The organism is Streptomyces sp. NPDC060028, from assembly GCF_042736725.1.
In the GTDB taxonomy this organism is placed as follows: domain Bacteria; phylum Actinomycetota; class Actinomycetes; order Streptomycetales; family Streptomycetaceae; genus Streptomyces.
Window position 1 is genome coordinate 164,847 of record NZ_JBHWVJ010000003.1, and the last position, 12,190, is coordinate 177,036.

General features: G+C 73.6%; 8 protein-coding genes and 1 pseudogene. 6 read left to right on the forward strand and 3 right to left on the reverse strand.

The genetic code is table 11. The features are described from left to right. Positions 1–78 precede the first annotated feature (78 nt). A complete protein-coding gene (locus ACFWBF_RS03030) occupies positions 79–2,283 on the reverse strand; it encodes an MMPL family transporter (RefSeq protein WP_385594229.1) in 2,205 nt (734 codons plus the stop codon). 275 nt (positions 2,284–2,558) lie between these two features. Between ACFWBF_RS03030 and ACFWBF_RS03035 the strand changes: the two genes are divergently transcribed. The 3 genes from ACFWBF_RS03035 to ACFWBF_RS03045 all read left to right on the forward strand — a co-directional run bounded on the left by ACFWBF_RS03035 (position 2,559) and on the right by ACFWBF_RS03045 (position 4,902). After that, a complete protein-coding gene (locus ACFWBF_RS03035; protein ID WP_385594232.1) occupies positions 2,559–3,743 on the forward strand; it encodes a sensor histidine kinase in 1,185 nt (394 codons plus the stop codon). Beyond that, positions 3,740–4,408: a response regulator gene (locus ACFWBF_RS03040; RefSeq protein WP_385594235.1), complete on the forward strand. Its 669-nt coding sequence runs from the start codon at positions 3,740–3,742 to the stop codon at positions 4,406–4,408. The genes ACFWBF_RS03035 and ACFWBF_RS03040 overlap by 4 nt, the downstream gene beginning before the upstream one ends. A gap of 143 nt (positions 4,409–4,551) precedes the next feature. Then, positions 4,552–4,902, forward strand: a complete 351-nt coding sequence (locus ACFWBF_RS03045; protein ID WP_385594238.1) for a hypothetical protein — start codon at positions 4,552–4,554, stop codon at positions 4,900–4,902. Here ACFWBF_RS03045 and ACFWBF_RS03050 read toward each other — a convergent pair. Next, a complete protein-coding gene (locus tag ACFWBF_RS03050; protein ID WP_385594240.1) occupies positions 4,865–5,218 on the reverse strand; it encodes a cupin domain-containing protein in 354 nt (117 codons plus the stop codon). The genes ACFWBF_RS03045 and ACFWBF_RS03050 overlap by 38 nt on opposite strands. A gap of 70 nt (positions 5,219–5,288) precedes the next feature. Here ACFWBF_RS03050 and ACFWBF_RS03055 point away from each other — a divergent pair, with 70 nt between their 5' ends. Beyond that, entirely contained in the window at positions 5,289–6,251 is a 963-nt protein-coding gene (locus ACFWBF_RS03055; RefSeq protein WP_385594243.1) for a GlxA family transcriptional regulator, read from the forward strand. Positions 6,252–6,498: 247 nt separating this feature from the next. Here the strand turns inward: ACFWBF_RS03055 and ACFWBF_RS03060 are convergent. Continuing rightward, positions 6,499–7,230, reverse strand: a pseudogene (locus ACFWBF_RS03060) (VanW family protein); the annotation flags it as partial. Positions 7,231–7,835: 605 nt separating this feature from the next. Here ACFWBF_RS03060 and ACFWBF_RS03065 point away from each other — a divergent pair. Together ACFWBF_RS03065 and ACFWBF_RS03070 are read left to right on the forward strand one after the other, a co-directional pair. After that, positions 7,836–11,048, forward strand: coding sequence for a TIM-barrel domain-containing protein (locus tag ACFWBF_RS03065; RefSeq protein WP_385594246.1), 3,213 nt, complete (start codon positions 7,836–7,838; stop codon positions 11,046–11,048). Positions 11,049–11,265: 217 nt separating this feature from the next. After that, complete coding sequence (locus tag ACFWBF_RS03070) at positions 11,266–12,177, forward strand: LysR family transcriptional regulator (protein WP_385594249.1); 912 nt, start codon at positions 11,266–11,268, stop codon at positions 12,175–12,177. Positions 12,178–12,190: the final 13 nt, after the last annotated feature.

Genomic DNA, 12,190 nt, shown 5'->3' on the forward strand with positions numbered 1-12,190 from the left:
GCGGCGCCGGGGCACGGGGACGGTGCGCATTTTCGTACGCCCCCTCGTGCCCCGGCGCCCCGGCCGCCGCCCGGCGGCTCAGCCGACCGGGACCCGGTGCTTCGCCGGCGCGGAGTGCCGGGCCTGCGGCTCGGCGCCGGCGCGCGGCCGCAGCGGCCACCACAGGGAGCGACCCAGCAGCGCCGCGCACGCGGGCACCAGGACGATCGACAGGACGAAGGCCGAGAGCAGGATCCCGAGCCCCGTCGCGAAGCCGATCTGCTGAGTGGCCGAGGCCGGGCTGACGGCGAGGCTCCCGAAGGAGGCGGCCAGCACCAGCCCCGCCGTCGCGATGGCCGGCGCGGTGTGCCGCACCGCCCTGGCGACGGCCGCGCGCGCCGGACCCGGCTGCCGCATCTCCTCGCGGATCCGGTCGGTCACCAGGATGTTGTAGTCGGTGCCCAGCGCGACCACGAACAGGAACAGGACCAGCGGCAGCGAGAAGGCCACGCCCGGCTGGTCCAGCGCCCGCTGGAAGACGAGCGTCGAGGCACCCAGCGTCGCCGCGAACCCCAGCCCCACCGAGAGCAGCAGGACCAGCGGCGCGAGCAGGCTGCGCAGCAGCAGGAACAGGATGAGCGCGATCAGCGCCGCCGCCACCGGGAAGACCACCTTCAGGTCCTTGTCCACCGCCTCCGAGATGTCGGCGAACACCGCCGCACTGCCGCCGACATGAGCCTGCGTGCCTTCCGGGCGGTGCGCGGCGACCGCCTCCCGGACCGGACCGGACGCCAGGTCCCGGGCCTCCTGGCCATGCGGATCGGCGGTCGGGAACAGGTCGATCCGCGCCGCCCGGCGGTCCTCGCTCAGCACGGTCGGCGCCACCCGGCCCACCCCGGCCACCTTCGCGAGCGCACCGGCCAGCGGATCGATCCGCTCGCCGCGCAACGCGCCCCCGTCCTTCGTGACGACGAACACGCTGATCGGGTCCGACACTCCGGCGGGCAGCGCCCGGGAGATCTCGGCAGCGGTGGCCGCGGCCGCCGTACGCCCGCCGCCCGCGTCGCCCGATCCGTAGTCCATCCGCATCCCGGCCACCCCCGCGGCCAGCGCGCCGAGCAGCGCCACGCAGACGGCCGCCGCCACCAGCGGCCGCCGCGCCACCCGGTCGCCCAGCCGGGCGGCGGAGCCCGCGGGCGGCTCCTGCCTCAGGGACCGTGAGGGCCAGAACATCTTCCGCCCGGCGACGGCGAGCAGGGCCGGCATCAGGGTGAGGCTGCCGAGCAGCATCACCAGTACGGCGACCGCGATGGCCGGCCCGAGCACCCGGAACTGCCCGAAGGAGGCCACCCCGAGCGTGGCGAACGCGGCGACGATGGTCAGCGCCGCCGAGGTGACCGCCGTACCGACGCGCCCGGCCACCTCGGCCGCCGCGGCCCGCCCGGACTGGTCGGGGCGCCGGCGCAACTGCTCGCGGAAGCGGAAGAGCAGGAAGAGGAAGTAGTCGATGCCTATGCCCACCAGGACGACATTGATCAACTGCGGGGTGGACGCGTCGAGCCGGATGCCGGTGAGCATCGCGGCGCCGACGACCGTACCCGTGGCGGCGCCGCCCACGATGGTGACGACCAGCAGCGGCAGCAGCGCGGCGAGCAGGCTGCGGAACACCAGTACGTGCAGCAGCACGATCACCGCCAGCATCACGATGCCGACGACCGTGGACCGGGTCTTCTCGGCATCGACACCGTCCACGCTGTCCGCGAGCCCGCCCGTGAACCCGGTCCGCAGCCCCTCCCGCGCGAACTCGGCCCGTGCGTGGTCGCGGAAGGCCCGGTACGTGGCCTGCACCCCGGGATCCTGCGGATTGCCGGTCAGCTCCACGGACAGCAGCCGGTAGCTCCCGTCGGGAGCCGTCATGGCCGGGCTGACCCGGGGGAGTTGCGAATGGTCCCGGGCGAAGGGCGGGTCGTCCTTCGACTTGGGCATGGCGACCCGGTGCCGGGCCAGCTCCGCGGCTTCGCCGTCGATGCGCCGCTCGTCCGCGGCGCCGAGCCGCTCACCGTCCGACCTGGCCACCAGCACGGTCAGCGGGTTGGCGTCGGGCCTCGCCCCGAACCGCTCCCCGGCGATCTTCAGCGCGGCGGCCGAATCGTAGGAAGGGGGCAGGAAGTCACCGGCACTGCTCTGCGTGGCGCGGAACACCAGCGCCTGGCCCAGCAGGGCCAGTGCGATGCCGAGCACGGCCCAGCCGGCGATCACCTTCCATGGGCTTCTCGTCGAGAATCCGGTCAGGGCGCGGATCACGTGACTCCTCCGGTCTGTGCGATGGCGCCGGGGGTTCCCGGCTGATCCCAGACCATCAGGCGCGACCGGGGGAAGCGTCCGGGCACAGGAGGAGCCGCACCCCGGGACCGGGGTCCGGGCGGAGGGCGGACCAGGACCCTGGTACTGGTCCGGCCTCCGCCCACGGGCCGGCGCCGCCGGCCGGCCCCGCTGCCAGAATGGATCCTGAGGGACCGGCGGTACGCGGCCTCCGGCACGGGCCGGGAGGGGCAGCCGACGGGGGAGGAACCGCAACGATGGCCAAGGACACCGCGAGGCTGGTCTGGACGCGCAACGACGCACTGCTGGCCATCGGGGTCGCCGCGGGGGAACTGGTGGGCTTCTCGGTCGGCGGCCGGCCGGCGGGACCGCTCCTCGCGGTGAGCGCCGCCCTCGCCCTCGTGGCGTCGGCACTGGCCCTGCCGGCCCGGCGCCGCCACCCGGCGGCCGTGCTCGCGGCCGTGCTGACCCTGGGCGTGGTACCCAACCTGGCCACCCCGGGGGTGTCACCGCACTTCGGCCTCGCCCTCGTGGTCGCCCTCTACTCGGTGGCCAGGTTCAGCCGTCCCGCCGTGGTGGCCGCGGCCTTCCTCGCCACCGTCCCCATGCCGTCGGTCGGCCAGGGCGGAACGCTGCTCCCCTCCGGCTGGGGCGTCGTGGCCAACGCGGCGGCCGCCGCGCTGGTCATCGCCGGGGGAGTGGCCACCAACCGCTGGCAGCGCGAAGTCGAGGCCAACCGCGTCCTGTTGGCCGACCGGGCGGTCGCCGACGAACGGCGCCGCATCGCCCGCGAGCTGCACGACATCGTGGCCCACCACATCACCACCATGCAGCTGATGGCCGGCGGAGCCCGGGCCAACCTGGCGCACGACCCCGAGACGGCCCGCGAGGCCCTGGTCACGCTGGAGGGCTCCGGCCGTCTGGCACTGCGCGAGATGCGGCAGTTGCTCGACGTACTGCGGGCCGGGGAGGAACCGGAGCAGGGCCTGCCGGCGCCGCAGCCCGGGGCCGCGGACCTCGATCGCATCGTCGCCGAAGCCCGGCAGGCCGGGACGGACACCGGGTTCACCGTGGACGGACCGGTGCGGCCGCTGCCCCCGACCGTGGGCCTGACCGTGTTCCGGATCGTCCAGGAGGCGCTGACCAACACCCGCAAGCACGCGGTGCAGGCACGGGCCGAGGTACGGCTGACGTACCGCCCGGACGAAGTCACCGTGGAGGTGCGCGACGACGGAGCGGGCGGGCCGCAGGCGGAGCAGCACTCGGCCACGCCCTGCGGGTACGGTCTGATCGGAATGCGTGAACGAGTCGCCCTGCACGGCGGCAGCCTGGAAGCCGCCCCGTTGCGGGACGGCGGTTTCAGGGTCGCGGCCCGCCTGCCGGCCGGGTCCGGGCCGGCAGGCGACGAACGAGGGGGAGAGGGAGGGGAGCGGGAACTGTGATCCGCGTACTCATCGCCGACGACCAGCCGCTGGTGCGCCGCGGCCTGGCCCTGATCCTGGCACCCGACCCGGAGTTCGAGGTCGTGGGCGAGGCCGGGGACGGAGCCGAGGCCGTCGCCCTCGCGCAGCGCCTCGGGCCCGACGTGGTGGTCATGGACATCCGGATGCCGGTACTCGACGGGGTCAAGGCGACCGAGGAGCTGGCCCGGCTCCTGCCGGAGACCCGGGTGCTGGCCCTGAGCACCTTCGACATGGACGAGTACGTCGTCGCCGCGCTGCGGGCCGGCGCCTACGGCTTCCTGCCGAAGGACGTCTCCCCGGAGGAGCTCGGCGCCGCCGTCCGTACCGTCCACAGCGGCGAGGCGGCGGTGGCCCCGCGCCTGCTCACCCGGCTGATCTCCACGTACGTACGGGCTCCCGCGCGGCCCCCGCGGCAGCCCGCCGCCATGGCGGGCGAGCTCACCCCGCGGGAGCTGGAGATCTGGCACCTGCTGGCGAGCGGGCTCGACAACGCCGAGATCGCCCGGGACCTGGACATCAGCATCTCCACGGTCAAGAACCACATCACGGGCATCTTCGGCAAGTTGGGCGTACGAGACCGCGCGCAGGCGGTGATCGCGGCGTACGAATCGGGACTCGTGGCCGCCGGCCGGGAGTGCGGTTGATCACCAAGTGCCCGTGAGAGGACCGGAATCATCCGGGGGAGCACACCCCTGACCAGCAAGAACCCTGGATGATTCGCCCGTGCGGACAAGGCCCGGTCCATGGCAGAGTGCCATCAGCCCAACCGCGCGACCAGGGAGCCGCCATGCGCGATCCGCACCCCACGCCCCTCGTGGCCGCCCCCGCGTGCCGGCCGGAGCCGAGCCCGCTGCCCCGCTGTCCGGTGTGCGGCAACGGCCCGGAGCGGATCTCCTGGCGCCAGCGCCCCGGTCTGCCGGTGGTGCTGGTCTTCGACCCGTGCGGACACGAGCACACCTCGCCGGCTCCGCCCGTCCTGGCGGTGATGCCCGTCGTCGCCCCTGCCGGCCAGGGCTCCACCGAGGGTGGGCGGCGGGCCGGCAGCGGGCGGGAGGCCGGCAGCGGGTGGGAGGCCGGGGCGCCTGGCGGGCGGTGCGACGTCAGCCGGCCCGGGTCGGCGCGGGTGCCGTCACCGTGATGCCGATCATCCGGGCGCCCGTCTCCGTGCGCGGACGGTGACTGCTGCCCGGCGCGAAGACCACGTAGGTGCCGGCGGGGTGCCGCTCCGGGCCCTCGATCACCTCGCCGCTCAGGACGAAGTACCGTTCCTCCGCCGTGTGGACGTCGACCTCCGGCCACTCGGATCCCGGCGCGAAGTCGATCAGCCAGCCCCGCGCCAGGCCGGTCGCCGGCAGCCGGCGGCGCGTGATGCCGGGGACGACCTCGGCGGGTTCGATGTCATCGACGTGGACGACCGTCTTGAGCAGCGTCGTGTGTGAGGTGGTTTCCTTCATGGCCCCACTGTGATCCGCGCCCGCCGCGAACCCCAGAGTCCAAAAAGACGTCACCGGGTACATTCCTGCCATGAGCAGCCCGCACCGGATCGCCGTCCTCGCCGGAGCCCCCCAGACCCCCTTCGAGCTCGCCTGCGCCACCACCGTCTTCGGCCCGCCCGGCCCCGACGAGCCCGCACGCTACGAGGTCGAGGTCTGCGCCGAGCGCCCCGGGCCGCTGCCCACCACCGCCGGGTACGCCCTCCTCGTCGAGGCCGGGCTCGAAGCCCTCGACCGCGCGCAGACGGTGGTCCTCCCCGGCCGGCAGCCGCCCGGCTCGACCGTCTCCCCGGCCGTCCTCGACGCCCTGCGCGCCGCCCACCGCCGGGGCGCCCGGATCGCCTCCCTGTGCACCGGCGCCTTCGTGCTCGCCCAGGCCGGACTCCTCGACGGCCGCGCCGCGACCACGCACTGGCGGCACGCCGACCGCCTGGCCGCGGCCTTCCCCCGCGTCAGGGTCGAGCGGGACGTGCTGTACGTGGACCACGGCGACCTCGCCACCAGCGCCGGCACCGGCGCCGCCATCGACCTCTGCCTGCACCTCGTGCGCCGGGACCACGGAGCCGCGTACGCCGCGCGGGTCGCCCGGGGCATGGTGCTGCCCCCGCACCGCGAAGGCAGCCAACTGCAGTTCGCCGAGCGGCCGTCCGCGCCCGTCCGCACCGACGACTCCCTCGCCCCGCTGCTGGAGTGGGCCGGGACCCGGCTGGGCGAGCGGCTCACCCTGGACCGGCTCGCCGCGCGGGCCGGGCTCTCCGGACGCACCCTCGCCCGCCGCTTCGCCGACCAGCTCGGCACCAGCCCCGGGCAGTGGTTGCTGAGCCGGCGCATCGAGGAGGCCCGGGTGCTGCTGGAGGGCACCGATCTGCCGGTGGAGGCCATCGCCGAACGGGTCGGCCTCGCCTCCGCCGTCAACCTCCGCCGCCGCTTTCGCACCGCGCTCGGCACCACCCCGGGCGCCTACCGCCGCACGTTCGGCTCCGTACCGCGATAGCGGCGCACTGCACGGGAAGTGGCGAAGCGTCAGTCAAGGGCGCAACTTACCTCGGGAGGCAGATGTACATGCACGCCACCGGAGGCACCCAGGACGTCGCAGGCGGGGCCCCCGGGGTGGTGGGTGTGGCGCTGGCCGTCGGCGTGGGGGACGCGGCGGCGGCCGTCGGGGTGGGGGACGCGGCGCTGGCCATCGGGGTGGGGGATGCGGCGCCGGCCGTCGCCGTGGGGGAAGCCACCGGGGCGATGCAGGTGACCTTGTCACGCGGTGTGTAGTGGGTGCGGAAGGTGTCCCGCCCGACCTCACGGCCGTCTCGTACGAGGAGGCGGTCGACCTCGACGTCGAAGCCTTCGTACGGGGTCTGCGCCTCGCAGTCGGGTCCGGAGGCCTCCCGCGCGGCCGGCTGGGTGATGTGGGCGCGGGGCCCTCGGACGGCTCGCACGGCGTCGAAGCGCTTCGTGCCGAGGAAGGTGATCGTCACCGAGTGGTCGGTGGACCGGGCCTGGATGTAGATCGGGTGGCCGGAGTCGTTCAGCCAGCGCAGGTCGAGCGTGCCCCAGGCCACGGTGGCCTCGCGGCCTTCCGGGTACCGCTCGATGTAGAACGAGTGGGCCCCGTGCTCCAGCGGCTTGACGCCCGCGAAGAACAGGGCGTTGAACATGGTGGTCGCGACCGCCGAGACCCCGCCGCCGGGGGACTTCACGTACCGGCCGTCATTGATCATGATGCCGTCGACGAAGCCGTTCTCCGGCGTCCGCTCGCCGACCGTCTTGTTGAAGCTCCAGGCCTCGCCGGGCAGGACGACGTTGCCGTCGATCCGTTCCACGGCGCGCCCGATGTTCGTGGTGCGGTAGGGGGCGGCCGGGAACTTCACGGTGAAGGAGGACATCTCCTCCTTGATCCCGAGCCGCCGGGCCGCCTCGGGTATGAGGCCCGATGCCGCGGGCGGTACGGCCGCCGCGTCCGGCCTGGCCGCACCGTCTCCCGACGCCGCGTGCGCGGGGGTGCCGACGATGCCGCCGAGGCAGAGGGCGACGGCCATGCCTGCGGCCGCGAAGGCGGCCCGCCAAGCGGTGCGGGTGCTGTGGGGGCGTCGCATGTCTCTCCCGGGCGTGTCGGCGCGAATGGGATCAATCATTCACCCTTATGTCCAAAATCAGGCAAAAATGTGGTTCTCCACACGTCTCGCCGCCCGCTCCGGGGCGTGCGACATGATCGACGGTGTGGAACCCGGGGCCGACGGTTTCGGCCGCGCTTCCGTGTGTACGAGGGGCCGGTCGCGACCCCCTACGGACGCCGGGCAGGTGGCGGCGCCCGCCGGCGGTCCGGCCGGCCCGAGGCGAATGGCTGCGCCGGCAGCTCAACCACCGCTTCGCGAGCGGGACGAACGCTGTGGCCGGCCCCTCCCGGCCGTACGACCACCCGAGCCGCCTTCAGCGCAGTGGGATGCTCAAAGATGCTCGATCTGAAGCAACTTCGAGCAACTTCCTTCAAATGGGCCCCGTGGAGCGCTATCTTGCCGGGAGCATGCCAAAGCGGTGTGTCCGTGACCCGGACCGCACGAGGAGCTGCCCGATGAGCCCCATGACCCCCATGAGACTGATCCGCATCCGCAGGAGCCGGCCCCGGGGGCCGGGCAGGCGCCGCACCGCGGCGCTGCTCGCCGCCGCCCTCGCCGTGGCGGGGCTGGCCGCGGCGGGACCGGCCGTGACGCCCGCCAAGGCGGCCTCCGCAGCCCCCCCGGCCACGGCCGGCAACGTCACCGGATTCACCCGGTCCGGGAACACCTTCACCGTCACCGCGTCCAGCGGCGCCAAGGCCCGGGTGGTCGTCGCCCGCGCGGACATCTTCCGGCTCTGGCTCTCGCCCGACGGGGCCTTCACCAACGACCCCGCCGGCTCCGACCTCGCCCCGACGACCGACTTCGGCCCCGTCAGTCCCGCTTACACCGACGCCGGCGCGTACTACCGCATCACCACCGGGGCCCTGTCCATCCGGGTCAACAAGTCGCCCCTGCAGTTCTCCGTCTATCGCGCCGACAACTCCACCCTCGTCTGGCAGGAGACCCAGCCCACCTCCTGGACCGGCGGCCAGACCACCCAGTACCTCGCCCGGGGCGCGGACGAGCAGTTCTACGGGACCGGCCTGCGCCTGGGCGAATGGGCGCTGCGCGGCAAGACCGTACCGGTGGCCGTGGACAACAAGTGGCGCGAGAACAACAACGCCAGTCCCGCGCCCTTCTACATGTCCACCAACGGCTACGGCGTCATGCGCAATACCTGGGCCCCGGGCTCCTACGGATTCAACGCCCCCACCACCCTCACCCACAACGAGAGCCGTTTCGACGCCTGGTACTTCACCGGCGGCTCCCTCAAGTCGGTCCTCGACGCCTACACCGACGTCAGCGGCAAACCCTTCATGGCCCCGATGTGGGGCTTCGAGCTCGGCAACGCCGACTGTTTCAACGCCTCCAATCCCGACTACCAGGGCGACCACAACCGCCTGCGTCACCAGACCACCCCGGACGTGGCCGGTTACGCCGCCGACGCCCGCGCCGCCGACATGCCCTCGGGCTGGTTCCTGCCCAACGACGGCTACGGCTGCGGCTACACCGCTCCGCTGAAGTCCACGGTCGACGCGCTCAAGTCCAAGGGCTTCCAGACCGGGCTGTGGACCTCCACCGGCCTCGGTTCCATCACCGACGAGGTCTCCGTGGCCGGCACCCGCGGAGTCAAGACCGACGTGGCCTGGATCGGCAGCGGCTACAAGTACGCCTTCAACGGCGTCCAGCAGGCCGTCGACGGCATCGAGAAGAACTCCGACGCCCGCCGCTACGTCTGGACCGTCGACGGCTGGGCCGGCACCCAGCGCAACGCGGTCGTCTGGACCGGCGACACCAACGGCACCTGGGACGACATGCGCTGGCACGTCCCCGCCATCACCGGCGCGGGCCTGTCCGCCGTCAACTACGCCTCGGGCGACATCGACGGCATCTTCGGCGGCAGCCCCAAGACGTACGCCCGCGACCTCCAATGGAAGGCCTTCACCCCGGCCTTCATGACCATGTCCGGCTGGGGCGCGACCAACCCTGCGGCCGGCTACCAGGACAAGGAGCCCTGGCGGTTCGCGGAGCCGTACCTGTCCATCAACCGCAAGTACCTCCAGCTCAAGATGCGGCTGATGCCGTACCTGTACTCGATGAGCCGGGTCGCGCACGAGAGCGGCGTGCCCAGCACCCGCGCCATGGTCCTGGAGTACCCCGACGACCCGGTGGCCCGCGGCAACCTCACCAGCGGTCAGTTCATGGCGGGCGACTCCTTCCTCGTCGCGCCGGTCGTCTCCGACACCTCGGTACGGGACGGCATCTACCTGCCCGCCGGGACCTGGACGGACTACTGGACGGGCAAGACGTACGCCGGACCGGGCTGGCTCAACGGCTACCGGGCCCCGCTCGACACCCTGCCCCTCTTCGTCAAGGGCGGCGCGATCGTTCCGATGTGGCCGCAGATGAACTTCACCGGCGAGAAGCCCGTCTCCACCCTCACCTACGACATCCACCCGCGCGGAACCTCCTCCTTCAGCCTGTACGAGGACGACGGCCTCACCCGCGCCCACGAGTCCGGCGCGTACGCCCGCCAGAAGGTCGACGTCACCGCCCCGGCCACCGGCTCGGGCACCGTCACCGTCGCCGTCGGCGCCCCGACCGGCAGTTACACCGGCAAGCCGGCCGCCCGCGGCTACGAGTTCACCCTCCATGTGGCCACCGCCCCCGGCACGGTCACGGCGGACGGCGCCGCGCTCGCCCGCCAGTCCTCGAAGGCCGCCTACGACGGGGCAGCGACCGGCTGGTACTTCGACGCGGCCGACCGCGGGGGCATCCTCTGGGTCAAGACCGGCTCGAAGTCGGGCGCGTTCACCGTCACGGCCACCGCCACCACCGTCCCCGCGGCCGATCCGATCCCGGCGGGCTCCGCCCCGATCGCGCAGTCGGCCTGGACCCTGGTCTCCGCCGACAGCCAGGAGACCGGCGCCGAGAACGGCGCCGCCCGCAATGCCTTCGACGGCAACCCGGCCACGATCTGGCACACCGCCTGGTCCTCCGGCACCCCGGCGCCGCTCCCGCACGAGATCCAGATCGACCTCGGCGCCCGCTACACGGTCGACGGCCTCGGCTACCTGCCCCGGCAGGACGGCGGTGTCAACGGCCGGATCGGCGGCTACGAGGTGTACGTCTCGGACACCACCGCCGACTGGGGGTCCCCGGTGGCCGGCGGCACCTTCGCCGACACGGCGGCCCGCAAGGACATCACCCTGGCCGCACGGACCGGCCGCTACCTCCGCCTCAAGGCCCTGACCGAAGCCGGCGGCCGCGGCCCCTGGAGCAGCGCCGCCGAGATCACGCTCACCGGGCGGGCCGCCCCGCTCCCGGCGGACGCCACCCTCGTCAACGCGGCCTCCGCCGCATGCCTGGACCTTCCGTACAGCGCCACCACACCGGGCACGGAACCCGCCCTGTACACCTGCCACGGCGGGCCCAACCAGCGCTGGACCCTCCAGGGCGACGGCCGCCTGACCGGCCTCGGCGGAGTCTGCCTGGACGCTACGAGCCCCTCGCAAGTCACCATCCAGACCTGCAACGGCAGCTCCGGCCAGACCTGGCAGGCCGGCCCCCAGTCCAGCCTGCGTACCGGCGGGCAATGCCTGGCCCCCGTCGGAGGCGGCAGCGCCAACGGCACCAAGCTCACCCGCGCCGCCTGCGACGACTCGGCGGCTCAGCGCTGGACCTTCACGCCCTGATCCCGACGCCCTGATCCCCACGCCCCGATCCCCACCCCTGACCGCCCCCCACGGCCGATGGGTCGGCACCCGTCCCCTTCTCCCCTCGTCACGGTCCGGACCGTGACGAGGCCGGGGACGGGTTGCCGCCCGGTCTCTGTGAAGACCATTGTTCACGCTGACACCCAAGTCAATCCTCCGATTTGCTCCCAACCCCCAAGTGTTAGCTTGGGGGTTCATGACCCTCGACGACCTCCGCGTCTTCGTCGCCGTCTGCGGGGCCGACAGCCTCAGCGCCGTCGCCCGCGACCTCGGCCGCACCCAGTCCGCCGTCAGCCAGCACGTCCGCCGCCTGGAGAAGCAGACCGGCGCGGTCCTCCTGGAGCGCCACGCGCGCGGGGTGGTCCCCACCGAGGCCGGGCGGATCCTGTGGGCGGCCGCAGCCGACGGGATCGCCGGCCTCGACGGTGCCCTGCGCCGGCTCGACGACCTCGTCCGCGGCGGCGCCGGCTCGGTCCGCGTCACCACCGGCGCCACGACCGTGCGGCACTTCATGGCCGAGGCCGTCGTCACCTTCCGCCGCGGGCACCCTCGGGTGAGCCTGGAGTTCCAGACCGAGAACTCCAGCCGCAGCTGCTTCAACGCCCTCGCCGCCGACGACCTCGACCTCGCCTGGATCACCATCGGCGCCCCCGTCCGCGGCATCGAACAACGCCCTGTCATGCACTTGCCCTGGGTGCTCGCGGTCCGCGCCGACGACCCCCTCGCCGCTCGGCCCCGCATCGAATTGGCCGAGCTGGCCGCCGTCCACCACATCCGGCTGCCCGAGAACTCCGCCTCCCGCGCCCACCTCGACGCCGCCCTCGCGGAATCCGGCATCCGGATCGCCTCCGACACCAGCGTCGCCGACTGGGACACCGCCCTCCTGCTGGCCGAACTGGGCCTGGGCCACGCCGTCGTGCCCGCCCTGCCCGGCTGGCAGGTCCCCGGCACCGACGGCCCGCTGCGCCTGGTGCCCGTCCCCGCGCTGCCTCCCCTCGCGGTGGGCTGGGCCGTGCGCCGCTGGACGGCCCTCAGCCCTCCGGCCCGCGTCTTCGCCGACGAGGTCGCCCGAAGCTGCCGAGCGCGGGCCGCCGTCCCCGGCGGATGATGGAGGGACCAGG

What these genes read in the sequence shown, in the direction of transcription:
- ACFWBF_RS03045 (WP_385594238.1), top strand. Translation starts at nt 4,552, where the DNA reads ATGCGCGATCCGCACCCCACGCCCCTCGTGGCCGCCCCCGCGTGCCGG.
- ACFWBF_RS03055 (WP_385594243.1), top strand. Translation starts at nt 5,289, where the DNA reads ATGAGCAGCCCGCACCGGATCGCCGTCCTCGCCGGAGCCCCCCAGACC.
- ACFWBF_RS03050 (WP_385594240.1), bottom strand. Translation starts at nt 5,218, where the DNA reads ATGAAGGAAACCACCTCACACACGACGCTGCTCAAGACGGTCGTCCAC.
- ACFWBF_RS03070 (WP_385594249.1), top strand. Translation starts at nt 11,266, where the DNA reads ATGACCCTCGACGACCTCCGCGTCTTCGTCGCCGTCTGCGGGGCCGAC.
- ACFWBF_RS03035 (WP_385594232.1), top strand. Translation starts at nt 2,559, where the DNA reads ATGGCCAAGGACACCGCGAGGCTGGTCTGGACGCGCAACGACGCACTG.
- ACFWBF_RS03065 (WP_385594246.1), top strand. Translation starts at nt 7,836, where the DNA reads ATGACCCCCATGAGACTGATCCGCATCCGCAGGAGCCGGCCCCGGGGG.